We start from the raw sequence: 25,316 nt of genomic DNA, 5'->3' as shown, positions 1-25,316 counted from the left end.
TCATGCTCCCATCCGAACGCTCTCGACCAGAAAGTCGAGAAAGGCCCGCACCCGTGCCGGCAGATGCCGGCCCTGGCCGACATAGACGGCGTGGGTAGGCTCCTCGTCGCCCGGATTGAAATCCTCCAGCAGCGCCGTCAGCCGCCCCGCCGCGATGTCATCGGCCACATGCCAGTGTGCCAGCCGGGCGATGCCGGCGCCGCCGACCGCCATCAACCGCATCGACTCGCCATCGCCGACCAGCGTGTTTCCCACGATGGGAACCGTGATGGCATTGTCAGCTGCGTCGACAAACTGCCAGCCATCGACATGCCGGACAAAGCCGAAAGCCATGCGATTGTGCCGGCTGAGATCGGCTGGAATCAGCGGTGTGCCATGTGTCTTGAGATAGGACGGTGCGGCAACGACCGTCATCCGGGTTTGCCCGAGCTTGCGCGCCACCAGCCGCGATTCGCCGAGCGGCCCGGCGCGGATGGCGACGTCGGCACGCTCAGCCATCAAATCGATGACGCTGTCGGTCAGCACCAGATCGACCGAAATCTCGGGATAGCGTTCGAGGAAATCAGGCAGCAGCGGGATCAGCCGATGCACCCCGAAGGGCACATAGGAGTTGACGCGCAGCCGTCCGCGCGGCGCGGCACCCACGGCCGCCTCGCGCTCGGCCGCCGCCATATCGGCCAAGATGCGCACCCCGCTGTCATAGAACGCCGTCCCTTCCGGCGTCAGCTGCAGCTTGCGCGTCGAGCGGGTGACCAGCCGCGCGCCGAGCCTTGCCTCCAGTCGCGCGATCAGCTTGCTCACCGCCGACGGTGTCATACGCAGCGAACGAGCCGCAGCCGAGAAGCTGCTCGCCTCGACGACGCGGACGAACACTTCGATCTCGCCGGAACGGTTGATGTCGGGTCTGGCCATCTGTGAATCTATTTCACAGGAAATATGCCCAAGGCAAGTCTGGTTCACAAGGCATGGCAACACGATCTCTGCGGTCGGGGCGCGGGTCTGGACAGCGCGCTCATTCGAGTTCGAACTGGAAACCGCCATGCCTCTTGCTCTCTACGCCCTCGCTGCCGGCGCCTTCGGCATCGGCGTCACCGAATTCGTCATCATGGGGCTGCTGATCGATGTCAGCAAAGATCTCGGAGTCTCGATCTCGGCCGCCGGCCAGTTGATTTCGGGCTACGCGTTGGGCGTCGTCATCGGCGCGCCGCTTTTGACCATCGCCACCGGCAACTGGCCCCGCAAGACCGTCCTTCTGGCCCTTATGGCGATCTTCACGCTCGGCAACCTCGCCTGTGCGATCGCCCCCGACTACTGGACGCTGATGGGCGCCCGCATCATCACCGCCTTTGCCCATGGCACTTTCTTTGGCGTCGGCTCGGTGGTCGCCACCGGCCTGGTCGCGCCCAACAAGAAAGCCTCGGCGATCGCGCTGATGTTCACCGGACTGACTATCGCCAACATCCTCGGCGTGCCCTTCGGCACCTGGCTAGGCCAGGCCTTCGGCTGGCGCGCCACCTTCTGGGCGGTAACCCTGGTCGGCTTGGCAGCCTTTGCCGTCATCCTGCTTCTGGTGCCGCGCAGCAAGGAAGCGCCCGAGAAGACCAATCTGCGCGCCGACCTCGCCGTGCTGCGCCGCACGCCGGTGCTGCTCGGCCTCGCCACCACCGTGCTCGGCTATGCCGGCGTCTTCGCCGTCTTCACCTACATCGCCCCGCTGCTCACCGAGATCAGCGGCTTCAGGGAGGCCGCGGTGTCGCCGATCCTGCTCGTCTTCGGCGGCGGTCTTATCGCCGGCAATCTGCTTGGCGGCAAGGTCGCCGACCGCTGGTTGGTGCCGGCGGTGCTCGGCAGCCTCATGGTGCTGGCGTTGGTGCTGGCCACAATGACCTTCGCCGTCCACAGCCAAATCCTGGCCGTCATCTATGTCGGCCTGCTTGGTGCCGCCGCCTTCGCCACCGTGGCGCCGCTGCAGATGTGGGTGCTGGAAAAGGCGCAAGGCGCGGGCCAGAGCCTCGCCTCGTCCTTCAACATCGCCGCCTTCAACCTCGGCAATGCCGCCGGCGCTTGGCTTGGCGGCGCGGTGATTGCCCATGGCCTCGGCCTCGGCTCACTAACCTGGATCGCCGCTTTGCTGCCGGTCGCGGCTCTTGGCGTCGCTGCCCTGGCGCTGCGCCTCGATCGCGCCCCCACAATCGGGGCGCCGGTCTGCGCCCCGTCATGAGCATCACGCGCAAATCCTTCTTCGACATCATCAAGGAGCATAAAATGGATTATCGACGTCTCGGCGCATCGGGCCTGAAAGTGCCCGCACTGTCTTTCGGCGCCGGCACTTTCGGCGGCTCCGGGCCGCTGTTCGGGGCGTGGGGCAACAACGACGCCAAGGAAGCGCGGCGGCTCATCGACATCTGCCTCGAGGCCGGCGTCAATCTGTTCGACACCGCCGATGTCTATTCAAACGGCGCCTCCGAGGAAGTGCTTGGCGAAGCCATCAAAGGCCGCCGCGACGCGGTGCTGATCTCGACCAAGACCTCGCTGCCGATGGGGGACGGCCGGGCCGATTACGGCTCGTCGCGCTCGCGGCTGATCAAGGCCGTGGACGCGTCCCTGAAGCGCATGGGCACCGATTACATCGACCTGTTGCAGCTGCACGCCTTCGATGCCGGCACGCCGATCGAGGAGGTGTTGTCGACGCTGGACGACCTCGTGCGCGCCGGCAAGCTGCGCTATGTCGGCGTCTCCAACTTCTCCGGCTGGCAGGTGATGAAATCGCTGGCCGAGGCCGACAAGCATGGCTACCCGCGCTATGCCGCACACCAGGTCTACTATTCGCTGGTCGGCCGCGACTATGAATGGGAGCTGATGCCGCTCGGTATCGACCAGGGCATCGGCGCGCTGGTGTGGAGCCCGCTCGGCTGGGGCCGCCTGACCGGCAAGATCCGCCGCGGCCAGCCCCTGCCGGAAAAGAGCCGGCTGCACGACACCGCCGATTTCGGCCCGCCGGTCGCGGACGAACATCTCTACCGGGTCATGGATGCGCTTGATGCGATGGCTGAAGAGACCGGCAAGACCGTGCCGCAGATCGCCATCAACTGGCTGTTGCGGCGCCCGACCGTGTCCTCGGTCATCATCGGCGCCCGCAACGAGGAACAGCTGCGCCAGAACCTCGGCGCCGTCGGCTGGGCGTTGACGCCGGAGCAGGTCAAAAAGCTCGACAAGGCAAGCGAAGTGACCGCGCCCTACCCGTACTTCCCCTATCACCGCCAGGAAGGTTTCGCCCGGCTGAACCCGCCTGCGGTGTGATCGCCGACGTTGAAGCTGCCAATCTCCCCCCTCGCGGGGGAGATCAGCTATACTGCCGCTCAGTGCAGCACGAACTCCCCATCCACCTTCCGCCATTCGTTCGGCGCGATCAGCTTCTGGTGCGTGTAGCTGATCGAATGCAGCGGCCCGTCGAGCCTGGCCTTCCAAAACTCGATGAACTTGATCAGCACCGGAAACTTCGGCGCCAGATCGTAATCCTGCCAGATGAAGCTCTGCAGCAGATGCGGGTGGTCGGGAAAATGGTATAGAATCTTGGCCGTGGTCAGGCCATACCCCTTGAGCATCAGGTCCATTTCGGAATGATCGCGCATGACAGCCCCTTGGCCTAGTTGATTCTCCATTCCTCCCAACACCGAATTGTGCGCGCCGTTCCTTAACTGTCTATGATTTTCCTGATCCCAGTCGGGTTTTATGCACGAAAACATGCAGTTAGCAGCGACCGCTGCCGAGTGCTGATACAACCGAGACGGGAGCTGCGGCATCCCGCCACGCGAATCCAACGTCTAATGTTGCCGTCAGCGCGGAACTGTTAATAATGCCGCCGAATTCGCGGCTGCGTCGCCGTGATCCTGGCTGTGGTCAAGCCGGCGGGGTGGTTTGGGAGGAAAGTGAAGACATGTCCGAGGTGAAGATCCACCGCGTCCAGCCGGCGTGGAAGAAGAATGCGCTGATCGACAATGACACCTACCTCAAATGGTATGCTGACAGCGTGAAGAATCCGGACAAGTTCTGGGGCAAGCACGGCAAGCGCATCGACTGGTTCAAGCCGTTCAGCAAGGTCAAGAACACCTCCTTCGAGGGCAAGGTCTCGATCAAATGGTTCGAGGACGGCGAAACCAACGTCTCCTACAACTGCATCGACCGCCATTTGAAGAAGCGCGGCAACCAGACAGCCATCATCTGGGAAGGCGACAATCCCTACGACGACAAGAAGATCACCTATAACGAGCTCTACGAGCATGTCTGCCGGCTCGCCAATGTGATGAAGAAGCACGGCGTCAGGAAGGGCGACCGCGTCACCATCTACATGCCGATGATCCCGGAAGCCGCCTACGCGATGCTGGCTTGCACCCGCATCGGCGCCATTCACTCGATCGTCTTCGGCGGCTTTTCACCGGACGCCTTGGCCGGCCGCATCGATGACTGCAAGTCGACCTTCGTCATCACGGCCGACGAGGGCTTGCGCGGCGGCAAGCCGATCCCGCTGAAGGAAAACACCGACAGAGCGATCGAAATCGCCGCCAAGGCCGGCACCAAGGTCGAAAAAGTGGTCGTCGTTCGCCGCACCGGCGGCAAGACCGGCTGGGTCCAGGGACGCGACATCTGGTACCATGACGAGATCGCCACGGTGAAAGGCGACTGCAAGCCGGAGAAGATGAAGGCCGAGGATCCGCTGTTCATCCTCTATACCTCAGGCTCGACCGGCAAGCCGAAGGGCGTGCTGCACACCACCGCCGGCTATCTCGTCTATGTCTCGATGACCCACCAATATGTCTTCGACTACCATGATGGTGATATCTACTGGTGCACCGCCGATGTCGGTTGGGTCACCGGCCACAGCTATATCGTCTATGGCCCGCTCGCCAACGGCGCCACCACGCTGATGTTCGAGGGCGTGCCTAACTACCCCTCGCAGTCGCGCTTCTGGGAAGTCATCGACAAGCACAAGGTCAACATCTTCTACACTGCGCCGACGGCACTGCGCGCGCTGATGGGCGCCGGCGACGAACCGGTGAAGAAGACCTCGCGCAAGTCGCTGCGCGTGCTGGGCTCGGTCGGCGAACCGATCAATCCGGAAGCATGGGAGTGGTATTTCAACGTCGTCGGCAACGGCAAGGTGCCGATCGTCGACACCTGGTGGCAGACCGAGACCGGCGGCATCCTGATCACGCCGCTGCCCGGCGCCACCGACCTCAAGGCCGGTTCGGCGACGCGGCCCTTCTTCGGCATCAAACCGCAACTGGTCGACGGCGAAGGCAAGGTGCTGGAAGGGGCGGCCGACGGCAATCTCTGCATCGCCGATTCCTGGCCCGGCCAGATGCGCACGGTCTATGGCGATCACGACCGCTTCGTGCAGACCTATTTCTCCACCTACAAGGGCAAATACTTCACCGGAGACGGCTGTCGCCGCGACGCCGACGGCTATTACTGGATCACCGGCCGCGTCGACGACGTCATCAACGTTTCCGGCCACCGCATGGGAACGGCCGAGGTCGAATCGGCGCTCGTCAGCCACGAGAAAGTGTCGGAAGCAGCTGTCGTCGGCTATCCCCACGACATCAAGGGCCAGGGCATCTACAGCTACGTTACCTTGATGAAAGGCGTGGAGCCGAGCGAGGAACTGCGCAAGGAGCTCGTGGCCCATGTCCGCAAGGAGATCGGCGCCATCGCCTCGCCCGACAAGCTGCAGTTCGCGCCCGGACTGCCGAAAACCCGCTCCGGCAAGATCATGCGCCGTATCCTGCGCAAGATCGCCGAGGACGATTTTTCCGCGCTCGGCGATACCTCGACACTGGCCGATCCGGCCGTGGTCGATGATCTGATCGCCAACCGCCAGAACAAGAAGGGCTGAGGGGATTTGATTGCTGCACTGGGCGCAGTCACGGAGCTCTGGCGTTACCCTGCAAGTTCGCTTGCCGGCGAACGCCAGGACGCCATTTCGGTCGGCCTTGAAACCATCGACGGCGACCGGCTGTTCGGCCTTGTCGATGTCTCGGACAATGAGATCGCGCGGCCCGACCGCGACGCCAAGTGGCACAAGGTGCCGCGCATCCGCACCCGGCTGAGCAAGGACCGCAAGCTGGAGATCGCCGTTCCCGACGGCGACTGGCTGGTAGCGCCGGGCGCTGAATGCGACAGCGCCGTCTCGACCTATCTCGGCTTCGCCGCCTCGATCCGGCCGTTCAGCCAGGACAACGCTCCCGGCTACACCGGCCCGCTGACCGCGGCGCGCTACCGCAAAGCGCCGATCCATCTCTTGACCACCGCATCGCTGGCCCGGCTCAAGGCGCTGCACCCCGAAGGCATTCCCGATCCGCGCCGCTTCCGCCCCAACATCGTTATCGACATGGCGGCGGTCGAAAGCTCGTTTCCCGAGACCGAATGGATTGGCCGCAAGCTTGCCATCGGCGACCTGCTGGTGACCGTCTCGGAGCCGTGCCGCCGCTGCGGCTTCACCATCATCAGCCAGGACGGCTTCGACCACGATCCCGGCATCCTGCGCAATCTGGTCCGCCACAACGCCCATAATCTCGGCGTCTATTGCACTGTGGACAGGCCTGCCCGCGTCGAGATCGGCGCGCCGATGCGGTTCGTGTAGGCCTCTACCGCGAGGCAGCGAATCGCAGACCTTGGAAAGCGTGGGGTTCGGCCCCGAATCCTATCTCTACCGATACAGATCCGCCCGTGTCGGCGGCAGCCCGCTCGGGCCGCGTGCGCGTTTGGTGACGACGGTCTGAAAAATCTGCGCCGAGGCGCGCTCGAAGGTGATCGAGCAGCCGGTGAGATAAAGCAGCCACAGCCGTGCCTTGGCCTCGCCGACTTCGGCGACCGCCTCGTCGAAGCGAGCCTGTAGCCGCTCGGCCCACAGCCGGCAGGTGCGCGCATAGTGCTCGCGCAGATTCTCGACGTCGTAGACCAGGAAGCCATGCGCCTCCAGATTGCCCAGCGTCATGCCGATCGTGTCGAGTTCGCCGCCTGGGAAAATGTATTTGAGCAGCGCCTTGAACTCCGGCCCCTTGCGCAAGGTTTTCTTCAAGTCGCCCTTGCTTCGCCTGGTGATGGCGTGGTGCAGATAGATGCCGCCGGGCTTCAGCAAGCGATGGATGGTCTTGAAATAGGTGGCGTGGTTGGCGAGGCCGAGATGCTCGAACATGCCGATCGACGATATCTTGTCGAAGGAGCCTTTGAGTTCCGCATAGGATTTGATCTCGATGGTGATGCGGTCCTGCAGCCCTTCGGCGCGGATGCGCTCGCGGGCGAGATCGGTCTGCGCCTGCGACAGCGACACGCCATGGCCGACGACGCCGTAATTTTTGGCCGCATGGATCAGCATGGCGCCCCAGCCGCAGCCGATGTCGAGCAGCTTTTCGCCCGATTTCAGCCTGAGCTTGCGGCAGATATGGTCGAGCTTGTCGGCCTGCGCCTGGTCGATGCCATCGGCGAAATCCTTAAAGTAGCCGCAGCTGTAGACCATGCGCTCGTCGAGGAAGAGCCGGTAAAAGGCATTCGAAATGTCGTAGTGATGCTGGATCGCCTCCTGGCTCGACCCGCTGACATAGGGGTTGCGACCCGACAGATCGGTGCGTGCACTCATCTGCTTGCGTGACAGGAGCACCGCCGGCAGGTCGCGCAGGATCGCCAGCTTCGGCAGCGACTTGAGCTTGGTCCTGAGCTTGCCTTGCGACGGCAGTGCATAAAAATCGAAAATCGTCCCGTCTTCGATGTCTATCGTCTTGGAAATCCACATCTCGATCAGCGTCGACAGTGATGGCCGCTTCACCACCTGCCAGACGATGTCCTGGTCGTTGATGGTGAGCACGGGCCCGGTGGCGGGACCGATCCGCTCGCCGGTCCACAGCTTAACCGCAAAACCCGGCTTCAGCGTTTCGATCACCGTTCGCACGATGCGCGCGGCCTTCTCGGCTGCCTCCATGGCCATCCTCCCGAGTCCTGACAATCCACCTTGCATGGATTTTGCCCGCCCGCGCGGCTCTTCGCAACCCGGCGCAAAAGGCGGCTCGCCAGCTATTTCAAATCGGCATCTTGTTTTTTGCTGCAACGCACCCCATCATCTGTACGTGTTCAACAAATCGAAAGGAGGTGATCCGATGTCGAGTGATTTCGTTTTCCAGAACGTGGCCTCAGCGGATTGCACTTTCGGGAAGCAGTCTTCCCGTTAAGGCGCGATAAGCGCGGCGGGTGACCTCGGTCGCCGCCATTGGCCGCGCCACGGACGGAAACACGGAAGGCCGCCGGCTTCGTCAAGAAGCGGCGGCCTTTTCCATTTCCGGATTGTGTGTCGAAGCGGATCAGAATCCGGTCACGCCAGCGTCCGCGCGCTCACCGTCTTGTCGACGCCGTGATAGGGCGGGTTGAACAGATTGCCTTCCTGCTCGTAGGTCCAGACCTTGAACAGCGAAAGTTGGTGCGGGCCGAAGCTGTGCAGCAGCGGGACATCCGTGGCATCACGACCGCGCGCGATGACGACGCGGCCTATCCTCGGACGATTATGACGCGGGTCGAACGTGTACCATTTGCCGTCGAGGAACACTTCCATCCAGGCCGAAAAATCCATCGGCGCCGGGTCGGCCGGTACGCCGATGTCGCCGAGATAACCGTTCACATAGCGGGCCGGGATGTTCATGCAGCGGCAGAGCGTGATCGCCAGATGGGCGAAGTCGCGGCATACACCAACCTGCTCCTCATGCGCTTGGGCTGCGGTGCGCGTCGACCGCGCATAGCCATAGCCGAAGGACAGCCGGTTGTGGACATAGTCGACGATCGCCTGCACCCGCGCCCAGCCGGAGGGAACATGGCCGAAAAGCTGCCAGGCCAGACTGCTCAGATGATCGGTCTCGCAATAGCGGCTGCCGAGGAGGTAGCCGAGCACGTCGTCCGGCAGTTCCGCCACCGGCACTTCCCTGGCCAGCGTGTTGACCGCGTCAGGCTCCCCGCTGTCCTCGACGGCTGCGTCATAGAGAATGCGGAAACTGCCGGCGGGTGCGGTGAAGCGGCGGCAGGTATTGCCGAACAGATCGTGATAGACCTTACTCGGCACTGAAGGCGACGTCAGCACGCGCGTCTGCCGTTTGATGTCGGCCTGACGATCCCTGTGGATATCAAGCAGCGAGATGACCGGCGTGGCGCCGACGCATTCAATGGCGATTTCGTAGCCGAGCCGGATCAGCACAATGATTGCCCCTTCGATCCCGTGGAAAACAGTATGCTCAAAACGCCAGAGGCGGGACCATGGTTCCCTGGAACTATCGAAAAGGCTCTCCCGCGGCTTCCCAGGCAGGCGTGGCGACGTTACGGTCGCACGACATGTTTCGACCCTCCCGAAACGATCCCTAACCCCCTTGGAAAACCTGATGTTTGCAGGCAGAAAATTCGCCGCGTTCCTGTTCGATATGGATGGCACGGTGCTCAATTCGATCGCCTCGGCCGAGCGCGTCTGGGCGGCGTGGGCGCTTAAGCACGGTCTCGACGTCGAAGCCTTCCTGCCGACGATCCATGGCGTGCGGGCGGTCGAGACCATCACCAGGCTGGCGCTTCCCGGCCTCGACCCTGTTCATGAGGCGTTTGTGCTGTTGCAGGCCGAGTCGGACGATGTCGAAGGCGTGCTGCCGATCGCCGGCGCCGTGCCGTTCCTCAACGCTTTGCCGCCAGAGCGCTGGGCGATCGTCACCTCGGCGCCGCGCCCGTTGGCGCTGCTGCGCATGCGGGCCGCCGGCATCCCGGTTCCCGCCTTGGTGGTCGCGGCCGAGGATGTGTCGCACGGCAAGCCGGCGCCCGACTGTTTCCTGCTGGCGGCAAAACGGCTCGGCGTCGATATCGGCGACTGTCTGGTCTTCGAGGACGCACCGGCCGGTATCGCGGCGGCGGAAGCAGCGGGCGCGTCGGTGATGGTGATCAGCGCCACTCACCAGCATCCAATGACGACTCAGCACAACTCGATTGGCGGCTACGAAACCGTCTCCATCGCCATCGATGACAGCGGCTGGATGACGCTGGGGGCACGGCGCAGCGCGGCCTGAGGAACTGGAGGACTGGAGGACTGGAGGACTGGAGGACTGGAGGACTGGAGGACTGGAGGACTGCTATGCGCCTTTTTCTTCAACGCTTCAGTTCACCAGTTCCCCAGTTCTTCCGTTCCTGAACCCCTAGAAATCGCTAGCCAGTCCCTTCACTTCCCAGTCGCCGTAGCGGCCGGGTTCCTTGCCGCCGCGGCCGCCGATTTCTTTCGGCAGCGCAGCTTCCTTCTGGCGATACGCTTCACGGCGCGCCTCGGCTTCAGCCAGCGCCCGGCTGGCCGCCGGCGTCAGGTCCTTCTCCCGGTCGGCATCGGCTTTGCTGGGTTGGTCGGTCATGCGATAGTCCGGGCGGATTGAAACGAAGGGCGGCGTTTCCCATCATATAGCCATGAGTTCGCCCCGATCGACCTTTTTTTGCCACGGCCGCACAGGGAGCAGATGATGAGCACGCTACGCACCACCATGCTTCTGGCCGCGATGACGGCGCTGTTCATGGGCGTCGGCTTTCTGATCGGCGGCACCGGCGGCATGATGATCGCCTTCCTGGTCGCCGCGGGCACCAATCTGTTCAGCTACTGGAATGCCGACAAGATGGTGCTGTCGATGAACCGCGCCGTCGAGGTCAACGCGAAGAACGCGCCCGAATTCCACGCCATCGTCGAGGCGTTGGCCAAGCAGGCCGGCCTGCCGATGCCCAAGACCTATCTGATCGACAATCCGCAGCCGAACGCCTTCGCCACCGGCCGCAATCCCGAGAACGCCGCGGTCGCGGCCTCGACCGGGCTGCTGGAGCGCCTGTCGCATGAGGAGGTGGCGGCAGTCATGGCGCATGAGCTGGCCCACATCCAGCATCGAGACACGCTGACCATGACCATTGTCGCGACACTCGCCGGCGCCATCTCGATGCTCGGCAATTTCGCCTTCTTCTTCGGCGGCAGCCGCGACAACAACAACCCGTTCGGCTTTGTCGGCGTGCTGGTGGCGATGCTGGTCGCGCCCTTCGCCGCCATGATCGTGCAGATGGCGGTCAGCCGCACCCGCGAATACGAGGCCGACCGGCGCGGCGCCGAAATCGTTGGAAATCCGCTTTGGCTGGCATCAGCGCTTGACAAGATCGCCCGCGGCGCCGAACGCATCCGCAACCCGGATGCCGAACGCAATCCCGCGACCGCGCATCTCTTCATCATTAATCCTCTTCACGGCGAGCGAATGGACAGCCTGTTTTCGACCCACCCGAACACCGACAACCGCATCGCCGCGCTGCAGGCGATGGCGCGCGACATGGCAGGCCGCCAGCCGGCGCCGCGCCAGGCGCCGACGCCAGAGCCGATCGAAGAATTGCCGGCCGATGCCGAGCAAGGTCCGTGGGGTAAGGCAGCACGCCCCACGCAGCCGACCAAACCGGCCAAGCCGAAAGCCAATCCGTGGGGCCGCAATCCGACCGGACCCAAAGGTCCGTGGTCGTGAGCGGCGCCAGATCCCGGCCCGCACATTCAGGCGATCGCGAAAACAGCTCGGACGAATTCGTCGCCGGCCTCGCCGCGCGCAAGGCCGCGGCGCGGCTGCTGGCCGCCGTTATCGACGCCAAAACGCCGCTCGACGGGCTGACGGACCACGAGAACGGCCATCCGCAATACAAGGTGCTCGACTTGCGCGACCGCGGCCTGGTGCGCGCCATACTGGTAACCGCGCTGCGCTACCGCATGACCATTGCCGGGCTCCTCGCCCGCCGCCTTGAAAAGCCGCTGCCGCCCAACGCCACAGCGCTGTCGCACATCCTGCATGTTGCGGCGGCGCAGATCCTGTTCCTCGACATCCCCGACAGCGCCGCCGTCGATTTGGCTGTTACCCACGCCAAGTCGGACCCACGCACGCAGCGCTTTTCCGGCCTCGTCAACGGCGTGCTGCGCACTTTGGTGCGGGCCAAGGAGACCGAACTGCCGGCAGCTCTTGCCGCCACCGACGAGGCGCCAAAATGGTTCTCCGACCGGCTGAAGGCCGCCTATGGCGCCGAGATGACCAGACAGATCCTGGCGGCGCATCGCGTTGAGGCGCCGGTCGATTTCACGGTCAAGGCCGATCCCGAACTGTGGGCCGAAAAGCTCGGCGGCATCGTGCTGCCGACCGGCACGGTGCGAGTGGAAAAGCTCAACGCCTCCGTCACCGAACTGCCGGGCTTCAGCGAAGGCGCATGGTGGGTCCAGGACGCCGCCGCCAGTTTTCCGGCGCGGCTGTTCGGCGATGTCAAAGGATTACGCGTCGCCGACCTCTGCGCCGCCCCCGGCGGCAAGACCGCCCAGTTGATCCTTGCCGGCGCCAAAGTCACCGCCGTGGACACCTCGAAGAACCGGCTGGCGCGGCTGACGCAGAACCTCGAACGGCTCGCGCTGTCCGCCGAGATCGTGCAGGCCGATCTGCTGAAATACCAGCCGGCGGAGCTTTTCGACGCCGTCCTGCTCGACGCGCCCTGCTCTTCCACAGGCACGGTTCGGCGCCACCCTGACGTGCCATGGACCAAGACGGCAGCCGACGTCGAAAAGCTAGCCGATCTGCAAGCAAAGCTGCTCGCCCGCGCCGTCACTTTGGTCAAACCGGGCGGTCGGATTGTTTTTTCCAACTGTTCGCTGGACCCGATCGAAGGCGAGGACCTGTATCGCGCCTTTCTGGCCGGCAACAAGACCGTCGCCGACGATCCGCTGCAGCCCGGCGAAATCGCTGGCATCGACGCCTTCCTGACCCCGCAAGGCACGCTGCGCACCACACCCGCCGATCTTGACCTTGGTTCGCCAGGGGTTTCCGGCCTGGACGGCTTCTTCGCCGCCCGCATGCGACGTGTCGCCTAGGATTTTGTCGGCAGAGCCGCAGCCCTTCGTGACTTCGTCATCCACGGGCGGAGCAAGGAGCGTAGCGACGCAGCGCAGACCCGAGGATGCCATGCCGCGACACATGAGCGCCGCTACGACGCAGAATTCTGCTCCGCTGCAACCCACGGCCAAGGTCACGGAATGGATCCCAGGGCCTCCGCGACGGAGCTTCGCTCCTGCTTCGCCCTGGGATGACGAAGTGCGAATGCCTCGACTAATCCCGAACGGCTGCGCCCCCTAAAGCATGTCGTCCAGGGACCAGTGCTTCCCCCACCTTGCATCGATCTCATCATCGACATTCTGGTAGCGGATATCGGTGGAGAGCCGGATACGCCCCTCCGCACTCTGGTTGGTCGTCGAGGCGTGGATCATGTAGGGCGAGTGGAGGACGACATCGCCGGCCTCGAAGTCCGCGATCAGCCAGCGTGTATCGAACCGCTCCGCCATGTCGGGCAGGTCCTTCGACACCCAGCCGCCCTCGCTCATGTTCCTGTTGTAGGCGCTGATGCGCTCCTGCGGGCTCAGCCCGGCATTGTCCCTGGCGAACCGGGCCTCCATGTCGAGGCCGATGGCGTGCGATCCCTCGAGATAGACCAGGCCGCCCATGTCGACGGGAACGTCGCCGATCGGGATCCAGGCCGTGACGATGCGGCTGGTGCCGCCGCGAAGATAGACGAGATCGTAATGCGCCGGCGTCGCCACGGTGGTGCCCGGTTGGGTGAAGCGCATGATCTTACGCTTGTGCAAATAGGACAGCCCGCCGACGAACGCATCCATCAGCCGGGCCATCCGGGGCTGTGCGCAGAACCCTTCATAGGCGGTGGAGCGAACCAGCGCCATCAACCGGCGATCGGCGAGCTGACGGTCGAACGTGCCGGCCGCCAGGCCAAGCGCGGGATCGGACCCGGGCTGCAGCAAGCCGGTGTCGGCCAGATACGAAAACACCCAGCCGCGAAAATCTATGACGTCGCGGCGCGGCAGGATACCTTTCAGCCAGACATAGCCTTGCTCGGCAAGGAGGCCTCGAATGGCATCGATGCCGATCCCGGCGTCGGTTGGCACGAGATGACCCAACCGGTTCGGCGCCATCGATAATGTCTTGCCGTTGGCGTTCAGATCGATTGACGCAACAGGACTCCGTCGTTGCATGCCACCTGTTGAGCTTGACATTTCAGCCACCTGCGATTTTCCATCCTTAGCTGGAAATGCCATACTGTTTGCACACTCGCCCATGGACGTAACGAAGCCATGGACTTTTCGCTCATGAACGATCTCTCTTACGCACTCTACAGATCCGCACCGGCCGCGGCCGGCGGCCTGTCGGTTACAGGGATTGGTCGGCATCGCGTCACGCAGGCGATCCAAGCGCGCAAATTGCCGGAATTCGCCGTGGTGCTGATTGAGAACGGTCAAGGCTGGCTTGAAACCAGGACTGCCGGCATGCAGACGATCCAAGCGCCGGCCCTGTTCTGGCTGCTTCCCGGGAGGATGCATTCCTACGGGCCGGACGCATCGGGCTGGCTCGAACGCTGGGCGCTCTTCGACGGCGCCTTGATACGCGATTTCACCCGGCTGCGGCTGATCGCCGAGGACGCCCCTGTCGTCCCCTTGCGCGACCTCGGCAAAATGCAGCGGCTGTTCGACAGGCTGCATGGTGAGCTGTCGCTCGATACGATGCTGAGCCAGGCAGAAGCCGCCGCCACGATGCATCGCATCGTCGTGCGTGCTGCCCGCCAGGCAATGGATTGGAACAACCGTCAACGAAACCCCAGCCTCCAGGATGCCGCCGACATGCAGCCCATCGTCGACGAATTGCGCCGCTGCGCGTGCGACTCGGTGGATCTCGATGCCTTCGCCGCGAAATTCTCGATGTCGCCGGCAACCTTGCGGCGCAGATTTGCGCGGGCAGCCGGCATGTCGCCCAAGGCCTTCCAACTGCGCACGAGGCTCGACCGCGCCAAACAGATGCTGGCCGCCTCCGATTCGCCCATCGAGTCCATTGCGGCCGCCGTCGGCATCCACGACGCCTTCTATTTCTCCCGTCTGTTTCGCGACCGGGAAAACTGTTCGCCCAGCGAATTTCGGTCTCGCCACAACCGCAATTGAGTGCCGGATTGCCGGGCTTAAACCCGCGAAGCGCTTGACTTTTTTCGGGGCGGGTCGGTGGCCGGCAGCGTGAGGCGCTTCACGTCGGCGGAATTCGACTTCGCACAAGTTCTTGAATCATATAAGCTTGTGCTGGGGTACCGGAACATGATGCCGAAAAGTGTGACGCGGTTTTCGGGCGACAGCATGCTCTATCTCCAGGCGACGAGGAGGGGTTTTGGCACTGGCTGCCGGCAGCACGACACGTCTGTGGACGCTTGTCGCTAAGGAGTTTTGGCGCAAGACGCGCCGGCGCCTTCGCGCGGGGCCAGTCTATCGCTGGCGCTATTCCGGGCGCACGCCCGAACGCGTCCTGATTGCACCGCCCGACCTCAGGCTCGCCGATCCGCAGATCGCGCTCGAGATTTATTATGGCCGCTATCCGCTGTCGGGACATCTGGTCGAGACCGGCGGCAAATCGCCATTCCAGATCGATGTCGCCAATCGCGGCTGGGTGAAGACGCTGCACGGCTTTCGCTGGCTGCGCCATATGCGCGCCGCCGGCACCGAGCTGGCCGCCGCCAATGCACGCGCGCTTGTCTCCGACTGGATCGTCATGCATGGCAACCAGATTTCCGGCATAGCCTGGGAGCCCGGCACCACCGCCAAGCGAGTCATTGCCTGGTTGCAACACTCCTCGGTTGTCCTACAAGGGGCCGAATTTCCGTTCTATCGCGCCTTCCTGAAATCGCTCGCCGTGCAGATCCGCTATCTCCGCTCGATGGCGCGCGAGATGCCGGACGGCAAGGACAGGCTGCGCGCTCGTATCGCGCTTGCCTTCGCCGCGCTGTCGCTGCCGGCGCCGGCCTCGGCACTGCGCGGCGCCACCCGCAACCTGGCGGAAGAACTCGACCGCCAGATCCTTCCCGATGGCGGCCATATTTCGCGCAACCCGATGGCGGTGCTCGAATTGCTCGCCGATCTCCTGCCGCTGCGTCAAACCTATGCCAACCAGGCCGAAACGCCACCGGCCGCCCTGATGGGCGCCATCGACCGCATGCTGCCGGCGCTGCGCTTCTTCCGCCATCAGGACGGCAGCCTCGCCCGCTTCAACGGCATGGGCGCCACCATCCACGACCGTATAGCCACCATCTTGCGCCACGACGACACCGCCGGCGCGCCGCTGCTGCACGCGCCGCATTCCGGCTATGAGCGCCTGTCGATGGGCGGCGTGACGGTGATTGCCGATACCGGCCCGTCGCCGGCCGTCGATGTGTCCAACGCCGCGCATGCCGGGTGCCTGGCCTTCGAACTCTCGTCCGGTCGCCAGCATTATATCGTCAATGCCGGCATCGACACCTATGGCGCCGCCGAGTTCCGGCCGCTGGCCCGTGCCACCGCGGCGCATTCGACCGCCACCATCAACGACACCTCGTCAGCGCGGTTTTCCCATTCGCTGCGCGTCAACGACCTGCTCGGCTCACCCTTGCTCGGCGGCCCGCAGCATGTGCCTTGCAAGCGCATCGACCAGAAGGGCACGCAAGGCTTCATCGCCCGCCATGACGGCTATATGCAGCGCTTTGGCTTCCTGCATGAGCGCGAGCTGAAACTGTCGAGCGAGGGCAATGTGCTCGCCGGCAGGGATCGCTTCCTCCGCCCGGGCGGTGCGGCGATCCGCAACAATGGCCGCGACTTCGTCGTGGTGCGCTTCCACATCCACCCTGATATCAACCTTTTGCAGGACGAGCATGACCGCCTGGTGCTGACCGCCGACCAGGCCGACACCTGGGTGTTCACCTGCACCGAAGTGGTGCCGGAGGTCGAGGAATCGATCTATTTCGCCGGCCTTGGCGGCCCGCGCCGCAGCCGCCAGATCGTGCTCGCCTTCAAGGCCTCGGAGATCGCCGAGGTGCATTGGCAGCTCACGCGCACCGGCATCGCCGGCTATCCCGAGAACAGCTGAGCGTCGTTGCCGGCGCCGGCTTGATCGAGCTTCCGGCTTGATTTCCTGACCTCATGTGCTACGGCCCGGCAACGCTCTCCAATCAGCCCTGAAAGGCCGCCAGCCCATGGCCGTCGCCGCCAAGAACATTCCGGCACCCGACCTCGTTCCGGTCCGCCGCGCCCTGCTTTCCGTCTTCGACAAGACCGGCCTGACCGACTTCGCCAAAGGGCTGGTCGCGGCCGGCGTCGAGCTGGTCTCGACCGGAGGTACGGCAAAGGCGATCGCCGAGGCGGGGCTGGCGGTGCGTGACGTCTCGGAACTGACAGGCTTTCCCGAGATCATGGACGGCCGCGTCAAGACGCTGCACCCGTCGGTGCATGGCGCACTGCTCGGCGTGCGCGACGATCCCGAACACGCCAAGGCGATGCACGATCACCGCATCGAGCCGATCGATCTGCTCGTCTGCAATCTCTACCCGTTCGAGGAGGTCCGCCGTTCCGGCGCCGACTATGCCGCTGTTGTCGAGAACATCGACATTGGCGGCCCGGCGATGATCCGCGCTTCGGCCAAGAATCACGCCTATGTCGCCATCGTCACCGATCCCGGCGACTACGCCTCGGTGCTGAACGCGCTGGAGATGAACATCGGCTCGCTGTCGCTGGATTTCCGCCAGAAGCTGGCGGCCAAGGCCTTTGCCCGCACCGCCAGCTACGATGCGGCGATCTCCGGCTGGTTCGCCGAAACGCTTGAGATCGAGCACCCGACCTGGCGCGCCTTCGGCGGCAGGCTGGAAAGCGTCATGCGCTATGGCGAGAACCCGCATCAGAGCGCCGGCTTCTACGTCAATGGCGACAAGCGGCCGGGGGTCGCCACGGCTCGCCAGTTGCAGGGCAAGCAGCTGTCCTACAACAACATCAACGACACCGATGCCGCCTTCGAGCTGGTCGGCGAGTTCGATCCCAACCGCTGCGCCGCCGTTGCCATCATCAAGCACGCCAACCCATGCGGCGTCGCCGAGGACGCTTCGCTGGCTGCTGCCTATGCGAGAGCGCTGGCCTGCGACCCAGTTTCGGCCTTTGGCGGTATTGTTGCCATGAACCGCATCCTCGATGCGGAAGCGGCGCAGGAGATCGTAAAAACCTTCACCGAGGTGATCATCGCGCCGAACGCGTCGGAGGACGCTGTCCGCATCATCGCCGCCAAAAAGAATTTGCGCCTGCTGGTCACCGGCGGTCTCCCCGATCCGCACGCCGGCGGCATCACTGTGAAATCCGTCGCCGGCGGCATGCTCGTCCAGGGCCGCGACAACGCGGTGGTCGACGGTCTCGAACTGAAGGTGGTGACCAGGCGCGCACCGACGGCGGCCGAGATGGCCGACCTCAAATTCGCTTTCCGCATCGCCAAGCACGTCAAGTCGAACGCCATCGTTTACGCCAAGGACGGCGCCACGGTCGGCATCGGCGCCGGCCAGATGAGCCGCGTCGATTCCTCGCGCATCGCCGCACGCAAGGCGCTCGACGCGGCGGAAGCGGCCGGTCTCGCCGAGCCGCTGACCCAAGGCTCGGTGGTCGCCTCCGACGCTTTCTTCCCTTTCGCCGATGGGCTGATCTCAGCCATCGAAGCCGGCGCCACTGCCGTGATCCAGCCCGGTGGCTCGATGCGCGACGAAGACGTCATCGCCGCCGCCGATGAACATGGCATCGCCATGGTGTTTACGGGCGTGAGGCATTTTAGGCATTAGGCGCCGCCTTCCCTTCTCCCTTGTGGGAGAAGGTGGATCGGCGCGAAGCGCAGGGGAGAAGGAAAAGTGCGGCGCTATTCCACCGGCTGATCCGCCGGGTACGGCGTCCAGATCAATATCGCGATCCCAACGCCCAGGAACAGCACGATGGCCGCCATGCCGAGCCGCGCCGAGCCGCTGGCGAGCGTGATCGACGCCACCATGAACGGCGCCAGGAAACTCGTCGCCCTTCCGGCCAGCGCATAGATGCCGAAATAGCGGCCGGATTCGGCCGCGGTCACGCTGCGCGCCATGTAGGAGCGTGACGACGCCTGCACCGGTCCGAACGCCAGCCCGATCAACAGGCCATAGAAAATGTAGGCCTTTTCCGCCGCCGTGCCGAACAGGCCGCCACTATCGGCTCCCGGCATCATCCAGGCGCCGAACAGCGTGTAGCCTGGCCCGGTCGAAACGATGCCGATGGTGGCGATGCTGAGCAGGACGAGCGAAATCATCACGATGGTCTTGGAGCCAAGCGCGGTGTCCAGCCATGCGGCAACCAGGCAGCCGACGATGGCGACGACGTTGAGAATAATGCCGAACATGCCGATCTCGGTGATCGACCAATGGAACATCGCTGCCGCAAAGGTGCCGCCCAAAGCGAGCAGCGCATTGACGCCGTCCTGATAAATCATGCGGGCGACAAGGAAGCGGAAGATGCCTTTCCGCCGGCGCACTTCAGTCAGCGTCGACTTCAGTTCCGACAGCCCCTCGCGCACCGCCGGCCCGATCGGAATGCCTTTGATGGCGTCTGGCGTGAAGAAGAACATCGGCAGGATGAACAGGAAATACCAGCCGGCCGACAGCGGCCCGGTGGCGCGCGCGTCCTCGCCGAGCTTCGGGTCGAGCCCAAAGAGCGGGTCGATCCCGATGATCGTCTTGCCGGTCTCCAGCGAACCTGCAAGACAGGCGACAACAAAGATCAGCGCGATCATGCCGCCGAGATAACCAAGTCCCCAGGCAATGTTGGAGACGTGGCCGATCTCGCTCTTCGGCACCAGGCGCGGCATCATCGAATCGTTGAACACGGTCGAGAATTCCGCCGCGACCGAAGCGAGAGAAAAGAACAGCACCACCAGGAAAAGGTTCGAGCCGGGAGCGGCGAACCATAGCAGGCAAAGGCTGATGATCTTGATCGAGGCGAAGAACGCAATCCACGGCTTGCGCGGCCCGGTCTGGTCGGCAATCGAGCCGAGGATGGGCGACAAAACGGCAATGACCAGGCCCGCAACAGCGATGCCGTAGCCCCAGGCCGCCTGGCCCGAAACCGGATCGTTGGCCATGCGCGAGACGAAATAAGGGCCGAAGATGAAGGTGGTGACGACGGTGAAGAACGGCTGCGCCGCCCAGTCGAAGAACATCCACCCCCAGATGCCACGCCCGGATGCCCGCTGCGCTGTTTCTACTGCCGCCATGATGATTCCCCCGGCACCGCCCGTGTCGGGTGCCATGTCTGCATGTTTCGAATGCTCATGCAAACCGCCAAAGATTCGCGCTGCCCCTCACCTGGATGTCGCCGCTGTCTACCTGCATAGAGACGCGAAGAAAGGCGCCGCGCCCCTACCTCCCCCTTGTGGGGAGGTCGGACCGAAGGTCGGGGTGGGGGTCGGTGCCGCACCCCCACCCCGCTGCTTCGCAGCGACCCTCCCCACAAGGGGGAGGGTAAAGTCCCGAGCCTCACATCCCCGTCAGATCGCTCATCAGCCCCGAAGCCACCGACAGCCTGGACACGGTGATATCCCCGCCTTCGGTCAGCGCCTGCAGCCGCTCGCGGATGCGCGCCACGCGCTCGCCGCCGGCTTCCAGCCAGGCCGCCACAGGATCCGCCGTCCCGGCATGGCCGGCGAGAGCGGCCACCGCAATGCCGCGCCGCGCCGCGCCGATCGTGTCGGTGGCGCGCGACAGCGCCAGCTGGTCGTAATAGTCCGACGGCGTGATTGAACGCACCGCCTCTTCGACGCGCGGAATGCGGAAGGCATCGCTGACGGCGAAGAACGCCTTGGCCGAGGCGACGACGTCGGCATTGGCCGTCCGCGCCGTCAGTGCGATGTCGGGGATCAGTCCCGCCACATCGGCCATTGCCAGCTGCCCGGCGAGCTTTTCCGGGGCGCCGGCCTTGAAGAGGCTGTGCCGCTGCTCCTCGACCCGCTCGCGCGAGAAGGCCGGTAGCAGCGAGAGCAGCTTCGGCTCCAGCGCCATGCGCGCCTCTTGCAGTTCGGCAATGCGCTGGCCGAGCGCTGCGGTGCCGGCATCGTTCTTCAGATACCAGCCGCTGGTCACGAAGATAAGCCGGCTGACGGACTGGTAGAGATCGAGCTGCGCCTGGCCGTCGATGTGGCTGTCCAGCGCATCGATCTCCCGATAGAGCGCCGGCAACGCGAAGCCGTCGCGCACCACGGCGAAGGTGCGCACCACGTCGGCCGCGCTGCGCCCCGTGGCTTCCTGCAGCCGGTTGACGAATGACGGTCCGCCGCGATTGACGAGATCGTTGGCGACGACGCGGGCGATGATTTCGCGGCGCAGCCGGTGGCCATGGATCTCGGCCGCATATTTCTTCGCCATCCGGTCAGGGAAATAGCCCATCAGATCGCGGTCGAAATGCGCGTCGTCAGGCACGTCGCTGGCGACGATGTCGGAAAACAGCACGATCTTGGCATAGGCGAGCAGCACGCCAAGCTCCGCCCGGGTCAGGGGCTCGCCACGCGCCTCGCGCTCGGCAAGGGCGGCCGGCGACGGCAGCGTCTCGACAGCGCGGTCGAGCAGGCCCCGAGCCTCCAGGGCCGCCATGAACCGGCTCTGGTGCGCGATGTCGGCAAGGCCGCGCTTGCGGGCGATGGAGAGCGCGAGCGTCTGTTCGTAATTGTTGGACAGCACGAGGCCGGCGACCTCGTCGGTCATCTCGGCCAGCAGCTTGTTGCGCGCCGGCCGGGTCAGCGACCCCTTGCGCATGGCGGACGCCAGCGCGATCTTGATGTTGACCTCGACGTCGGAGCAGTTGACGCCGCCCGAATTGTCGATGGCGTCGGAGTTGCAGCGGCCGCCATTCATGCCGAATTCGATGCGGGCGCGCTGCGTGACGCCGAGATTGGCGCCCTCGCCGATCACTTTGGCCCGGACATCGAGCGCGGTGATGCGGATGGCGTCATTGGCGCGGTCGCCGACTTCGGCATTGGTTTCGCCCGAGGCCCGTAAATACGTGCCGATGCCGCCGAACCACAACAGATCGACATTCGCCTTGAGGATGGCGGTCATGATCTCGGCCGGTGTCGCCGTGGTCTTGGCGAGACCAATCGCCGCCGCCGCTGCCGCAGGCAGCGTGATCGACTTCTGGCTGCGCGAGACGATGACGCCGCCTTCCGACAGCTTGGTCTTGTCATAGTCCTGCCAGGACGAACGCGGCAGCGCGAACATGCGCTCGCGCTCGGCCATCGACTCCACCCTGTCTGGATCGGGATCAATGAAGATGTCGCGATGGTCGAAGGCGGCGATCAGCCTGGTCTGCGGCGACAAGAGCATGCCGTTGCCGAACACGTCGCCCGACATGTCGCCGACGCCGACGACGGTGAAGGGGGTGGTCTGGATATCGCGGTTGATCTCGCGGAAATGCCGCTTGACCGCTTCCCAGGCGCCCTTGGCGGTGATGCCCATCTTCTTGTGGTCGTAACCGGCCGAGCCGCCGCTGGCGAAGGCATCGTCGAGCCAGAAACCGTGTTTCTCCGAAATGGCATTGGCGGTGTCGGAGAAGGTTGCCGTGCCCTTGTCGGCGGCGACGACAAAGTAGGGGTCGTCAGGATCGCGCCTGACGACACCGGCTGGGGGTATGACGCCATCGAGGCCGATATTGTCGGTGATCGACAGCAAGCTGGAAACGAAATTCTTGTAGGCCGAGGTGCCGGCCTCGAAGATGGCGTCGCGGCCGGCGCTCATCGGCAGCTTCTTCGGATAGAAGCCGCCCTTGGCGCCGACCGGCACGATGACGGCGTTCTTGACCTGTTGCGCCTTCACCAGGCCGAGCACCTCGGTGCGGTAATCCTGGGCGCGGTCCGACCAGCGCAGGCCGCCGCGCGCAACCGGGCCGAAGCGCAGATGCACGCCTTCGACCTCGGAACCGTAGACGAAGATCTCGCGCCACGGCCGCGGCGCCGGCAATCCTTCGACCGCTTGCGAGTCCAGCTTGATCGCCAGTGACTGGCCCCGCGCCTTCGTTCCCGCAACGAAATGATTGGTGCGCAACGAGGCTTCGATCAGGTTGAGATAGCGGCGGATGATGGTGTCGTCATCAATGTTAGGGACTTCCTCCAGCGCGTCCTTGATCTTGGCCTTGAGGTGCTTGGCGGCGATGACGCCTTCCGTCTCGGCGGTCGGGCCGAGACGAGCGACGAACAGTGCATGCAGGCCGCGCGCAATGTCGGGATAGCGGTTGAGCGCGGCCGCGATGAAATCCTGGCTCTGCGGGATACCGGCTTGCTGCAGGTAGCGGCCATAGGCGCGCAGAATGCTGACTTCGCCCGACCACAGGCCGGCGGTCTGGGCAAGCCCGTTATAGCTGTCATTGTCGATGTCGCCGCGCCAGACCGACAGGAACGCGTCCTCGAACAGCGCGCCGCCATCGCTGAGGTCGATCGGCTTGCCGTAGCTGTTCTCCAGTTCCATGTCGTGGACGAAGACGGTGTCGCCGCCGTCCTCGCCAACTTCGAAGGTGCGCTCGCTGATGACGCGGAAGCCGATGTTTTCCAGCACCGGCACGCGACGCGACAGCGCTACCGGGCTGCCGTGGTGGTAGATCTTCAGCGCTGCCTGATGCGGTTTCTGCTCGGCATGGCGGTAATAGTCGATGGCGATCGGGTTGGCGGTGCTGATGCCGGCGATGCGCCCCGCATCCTTCAGCGCGACGGCCGCGCTGAAGGAATCGCGATAGCTCTCAGGCAGACGCGCGGCGATCGCCTTCAGCGATGGATCGCCGCCGACGGCTTCCGCAGCTTCGGCCAGCGCGTCGTCCCAGGTTCGCACGATGTCGCGGATCGCCGCTTCGATCACCGCCTGCTCGACCTTCGGCGTCTTGCCGCCGGAGCGGCCGATGATGAAATGCACACGCGCCAGCCCGCCCTCGGGGAAAGCCGGATAGTAAGCCGACAAACGGCCTTCGAAGACGGTCTTGAGATAGGTGCCGATCTTCTCGCGCACGACGCTGTCATAGCGGTCGCGCGGCACGAAGACGAGGATCGAGACGAAGCGGTCGAACTGGTCGGCGCGCACCAGCGCCCGCACCCGCGGCCGCTCGACCAGGCCGAGAATGGCCGCGGCGTGCTTCTTCAGGATCGGCACCGGCACCTGGAACAGTTCGTCGCGCGGATAGCTCTCCAGAACGTTGATCAGTGCCTTGCCGGAATGGTCGTGCCGGTCGAAGCCGGACTTGGCGATGATGGTCTCGGCCTTTGACCTCAGATACGGGATTTTCATCACCGAGCGCGTGTAGGCGGTCGAGGTGAACAGGCCAACCATGCGCAACTCGCCGGCAAGCGTGCCCTTGGCGGTGTAGGTTTTGACGCCGATATAATCGAGATAAATGCGGCGGTGCACCAGCGACTTGGCGTTGGCCTTGGTGACGATCAGCGGCTCCGGCCCATGCAGGAAGGCGCGGATTTCGGGCGTCGTCGTCACCGCCTCGGTGCCGCGCCGGAGCACCAGCACATCCGGGTCGGCGAGGATGCCGAGACCGGGTTTGTCGGCGCGCTCCAGATTGCCGCTCTCCGCGCCGCCGGAATATTTGAACTCGCGCATGCCAAGGAAAGTGAAATTGTCGTCGCGCAGCCATTCAAGGAAGGCGATGGCCTCGGCAACGCTCTTCTTGTCGAGCGGCACGGCGGAATAGCGGAATTCGGAAATCGCCTGGTCGAGACGGGCGAGCATCGGCTTCCAGTCGCTGACGGCGGCGCGCACCTGGTTGAGCATCTTGCGCAGGCGGTCGGCCAGCGCGTCGGCCTGCTCCGCCGTCAGGCGCGGAATATGGACATGGACGACGCTCAGGCGGTCGTGATTGCCATCGTCCTTGAGGGCGCTGCCGTCGCCGAGGATCTCGTCGACGCCGGCCTTGCCGTGACGCACGACGATGACCGGATGGGTGACCAAAGTCGGTTCGCCGGCAGTTTCTGTGATCTCGCCGAGGATCGAATCGAACAGGAACGGCATGTTGTCGTTGACGACGGTGATGATCGTCATCGGGCGGCCCTCGCGGGAGACGCCCGACCCGGCATCGACGGCGACGACACTTTGGCCCTTCTTGTGGGCGGCGACCGCACGTCCTGCCAGGTCGGCGGCGCGCTCCAGGTCGGCGGCGTCATAGGCGGCAATGTCTTCGGCCGGCGCGCGGGCCAGCAGATAGTCGGCGAGCCTGGCCGGCTTCCCGTCGGGTTTCACCCCGGCGGTGGCTGTTTTCTTCGGCTTAGCTGCGGATTTCACGCTCGCCATGTTGTCCTCCCGTCACATGCTTTTACGACTATGGTAGCAGATGACCGCTGTTTGGCGACAAAGGTTTGACGGCTCGATAAGAATTACAGGAATTCGAC

General features: G+C 64.4%; 18 protein-coding genes. 10 read left to right on the top strand and 8 right to left on the bottom strand.

What is annotated here, in order from left to right; genetic code table 11:
- Positions 1–912 carry a LysR family transcriptional regulator gene (locus NKI46_RS18700; RefSeq protein ID WP_352747337.1) on the bottom strand — a complete coding sequence of 304 codons (912 nt, stop codon included), beginning with the start codon at positions 910–912 and terminating at the stop codon, positions 1–3.
- A gap of 127 nt (positions 913–1,039) precedes the next feature.
- Here NKI46_RS18700 and NKI46_RS18695 point away from each other — a divergent pair, with 127 nt between their 5' ends.
- Positions 1,040–2,221: an MFS transporter gene (locus NKI46_RS18695; RefSeq protein ID WP_352747334.1), complete on the top strand. Its 1,182-nt coding sequence runs from the start codon at positions 1,040–1,042 to the stop codon at positions 2,219–2,221.
- A gap of 44 nt (positions 2,222–2,265) precedes the next feature.
- Positions 2,266–3,300: an aldo/keto reductase gene (locus tag NKI46_RS18690; RefSeq protein WP_027050554.1), complete on the top strand. Its 1,035-nt coding sequence runs from the start codon at positions 2,266–2,268 to the stop codon at positions 3,298–3,300.
- Between the two features lie 59 nt (positions 3,301–3,359).
- On the opposite strand, the gene NKI46_RS18685 is transcribed toward NKI46_RS18690, so the two are convergent.
- Complete coding sequence (locus NKI46_RS18685) at positions 3,360–3,632, bottom strand: usg protein (RefSeq protein ID WP_023668649.1); 273 nt, start codon at positions 3,630–3,632, stop codon at positions 3,360–3,362.
- 305 nt (positions 3,633–3,937) lie between these two features.
- Here NKI46_RS18685 and acs point away from each other — a divergent pair, with 305 nt between their 5' ends.
- Positions 3,938–5,893 (top strand): acetate--CoA ligase, encoded by a 1,956-nt coding sequence (acs, locus tag NKI46_RS18680; protein WP_352747332.1) that lies wholly within the window; start codon positions 3,938–3,940, stop codon positions 5,891–5,893.
- 6 nt (positions 5,894–5,899) lie between these two features.
- Positions 5,900–6,640: an MOSC domain-containing protein gene (locus NKI46_RS18675; protein ID WP_352747329.1), complete on the top strand. Its 741-nt coding sequence runs from the start codon at positions 5,900–5,902 to the stop codon at positions 6,638–6,640.
- 66 nt (positions 6,641–6,706) lie between these two features.
- Here NKI46_RS18675 and NKI46_RS18670 read toward each other — a convergent pair whose 3' ends face one another.
- On the bottom strand, positions 6,707–7,975 hold the full coding sequence (locus NKI46_RS18670; protein ID WP_352747326.1) for a class I SAM-dependent methyltransferase: 1,269 nt from the start codon (positions 7,973–7,975) through the stop codon (positions 6,707–6,709).
- 387 nt (positions 7,976–8,362) lie between these two features.
- Complete coding sequence (locus NKI46_RS18665) at positions 8,363–9,232, bottom strand: transglutaminase-like domain-containing protein (RefSeq protein ID WP_352459936.1); 870 nt, start codon at positions 9,230–9,232, stop codon at positions 8,363–8,365.
- Positions 9,233–9,413: 181 nt separating this feature from the next.
- On the opposite strand from NKI46_RS18665, the gene NKI46_RS18660 reads away from it, so the two are divergent.
- Complete coding sequence (locus tag NKI46_RS18660; RefSeq protein ID WP_023698247.1) at positions 9,414–10,079, top strand: HAD-IA family hydrolase; 666 nt, start codon at positions 9,414–9,416, stop codon at positions 10,077–10,079.
- Positions 10,080–10,205: 126 nt separating this feature from the next.
- Here NKI46_RS18660 and NKI46_RS18655 read toward each other — a convergent pair whose 3' ends face one another.
- Positions 10,206–10,412: a DUF1674 domain-containing protein gene (locus NKI46_RS18655; RefSeq protein WP_023688862.1), complete on the bottom strand. Its 207-nt coding sequence runs from the start codon at positions 10,410–10,412 to the stop codon at positions 10,206–10,208.
- A gap of 105 nt (positions 10,413–10,517) precedes the next feature.
- Here NKI46_RS18655 and htpX point away from each other — a divergent pair, with 105 nt between their 5' ends.
- Positions 10,518–11,543 (top strand): zinc metalloprotease HtpX, encoded by a 1,026-nt coding sequence (htpX, locus tag NKI46_RS18650; protein ID WP_023700198.1) that lies wholly within the window; start codon positions 10,518–10,520, stop codon positions 11,541–11,543.
- Positions 11,534–12,919 (top strand): RsmB/NOP family class I SAM-dependent RNA methyltransferase, encoded by a 1,386-nt coding sequence (locus tag NKI46_RS18645; RefSeq protein ID WP_352747322.1) that lies wholly within the window; start codon positions 11,534–11,536, stop codon positions 12,917–12,919. The genes htpX and NKI46_RS18645 overlap by 10 nt, the downstream gene beginning before the upstream one ends.
- Before the next feature lie 258 nt (positions 12,920–13,177).
- On the opposite strand, the gene NKI46_RS18640 is transcribed toward NKI46_RS18645, so the two are convergent.
- Entirely contained in the window at positions 13,178–14,029 is an 852-nt protein-coding gene (locus NKI46_RS18640) for a phytanoyl-CoA dioxygenase family protein (RefSeq protein ID WP_460221630.1), read from the bottom strand.
- Between the two features lie 159 nt (positions 14,030–14,188).
- Between NKI46_RS18640 and NKI46_RS18635 the strand changes: the two genes are divergently transcribed.
- The 3 genes from NKI46_RS18635 (at position 14,189) to purH (ending at position 18,711) form a co-directional block, all read left to right on the top strand.
- Positions 14,189–15,046 (top strand): helix-turn-helix transcriptional regulator, encoded by an 858-nt coding sequence (locus NKI46_RS18635; protein WP_502896820.1) that lies wholly within the window; start codon positions 14,189–14,191, stop codon positions 15,044–15,046.
- 217 nt (positions 15,047–15,263) lie between these two features.
- Positions 15,264–16,988, top strand: coding sequence for a heparinase II/III family protein (locus tag NKI46_RS18630; protein WP_352747318.1), 1,725 nt, complete (start codon positions 15,264–15,266; stop codon positions 16,986–16,988).
- 106 nt (positions 16,989–17,094) lie between these two features.
- Positions 17,095–18,711 (top strand): bifunctional phosphoribosylaminoimidazolecarboxamide formyltransferase/IMP cyclohydrolase, encoded by a 1,617-nt coding sequence (gene purH, locus NKI46_RS18625; protein ID WP_352747315.1) that lies wholly within the window; start codon positions 17,095–17,097, stop codon positions 18,709–18,711.
- A 74-nt stretch (positions 18,712–18,785) separates the two neighbouring features.
- On the opposite strand, the gene NKI46_RS18620 is transcribed toward purH, so the two are convergent.
- Together NKI46_RS18620 and NKI46_RS18615 are read right to left on the bottom strand one after the other, a co-directional pair.
- Positions 18,786–20,165 (bottom strand): MFS transporter, encoded by a 1,380-nt coding sequence (locus tag NKI46_RS18620; RefSeq protein WP_031198488.1) that lies wholly within the window; start codon positions 20,163–20,165, stop codon positions 18,786–18,788.
- Between the two features lie 262 nt (positions 20,166–20,427).
- On the bottom strand, positions 20,428–25,218 hold the full coding sequence (locus NKI46_RS18615) for an NAD-glutamate dehydrogenase (RefSeq protein ID WP_352747312.1): 4,791 nt from the start codon (positions 25,216–25,218) through the stop codon (positions 20,428–20,430).
- Between the last annotated feature and the right edge of the window lie 98 nt (positions 25,219–25,316).

This window comes from Mesorhizobium sp. M0615 (assembly GCF_040320805.1).
In the GTDB taxonomy this organism is placed as follows: Bacteria; Pseudomonadota; Alphaproteobacteria; order Rhizobiales; family Rhizobiaceae; genus Mesorhizobium.
This window is presented reverse-complemented; position numbering and strand designations above follow the sequence as displayed.

Excerpts from the sequence above, each read along its gene's own strand:
- NKI46_RS18640 (WP_460221630.1), bottom strand. The coding sequence starts at position 14,029 with ATGGCGCCGAACCGGTTGGGTCATCTCGTGCCAACCGACGCCGGGATC.
- NKI46_RS18685 (WP_023668649.1), bottom strand. The coding sequence starts at position 3,632 with ATGCGCGATCATTCCGAAATGGACCTGATGCTCAAGGGGTATGGCCTG.
- NKI46_RS18670 (WP_352747326.1), bottom strand. The coding sequence starts at position 7,975 with ATGGAGGCAGCCGAGAAGGCCGCGCGCATCGTGCGAACGGTGATCGAA.
- NKI46_RS18655 (WP_023688862.1), bottom strand. The coding sequence starts at position 10,412 with ATGACCGACCAACCCAGCAAAGCCGATGCCGACCGGGAGAAGGACCTG.
- NKI46_RS18615 (WP_352747312.1), bottom strand. The coding sequence starts at position 25,218 with ATGGCGAGCGTGAAATCCGCAGCTAAGCCGAAGAAAACAGCCACCGCC.
- NKI46_RS18635 (WP_502896820.1), top strand. The coding sequence starts at position 14,189 with ATGGACTTTTCGCTCATGAACGATCTCTCTTACGCACTCTACAGATCC.
- purH (WP_352747315.1), top strand. The coding sequence starts at position 17,095 with ATGGCCGTCGCCGCCAAGAACATTCCGGCACCCGACCTCGTTCCGGTC.
- NKI46_RS18695 (WP_352747334.1), top strand. The coding sequence starts at position 1,040 with ATGCCTCTTGCTCTCTACGCCCTCGCTGCCGGCGCCTTCGGCATCGGC.
- NKI46_RS18700 (WP_352747337.1), bottom strand. The coding sequence starts at position 912 with ATGGCCAGACCCGACATCAACCGTTCCGGCGAGATCGAAGTGTTCGTC.
- NKI46_RS18690 (WP_027050554.1), top strand. The coding sequence starts at position 2,266 with ATGGATTATCGACGTCTCGGCGCATCGGGCCTGAAAGTGCCCGCACTG.
- NKI46_RS18620 (WP_031198488.1), bottom strand. The coding sequence starts at position 20,165 with ATGGCGGCAGTAGAAACAGCGCAGCGGGCATCCGGGCGTGGCATCTGG.
- htpX (WP_023700198.1), top strand. The coding sequence starts at position 10,518 with ATGAGCACGCTACGCACCACCATGCTTCTGGCCGCGATGACGGCGCTG.
- acs (WP_352747332.1), top strand. The coding sequence starts at position 3,938 with ATGTCCGAGGTGAAGATCCACCGCGTCCAGCCGGCGTGGAAGAAGAAT.
- NKI46_RS18660 (WP_023698247.1), top strand. The coding sequence starts at position 9,414 with ATGTTTGCAGGCAGAAAATTCGCCGCGTTCCTGTTCGATATGGATGGC.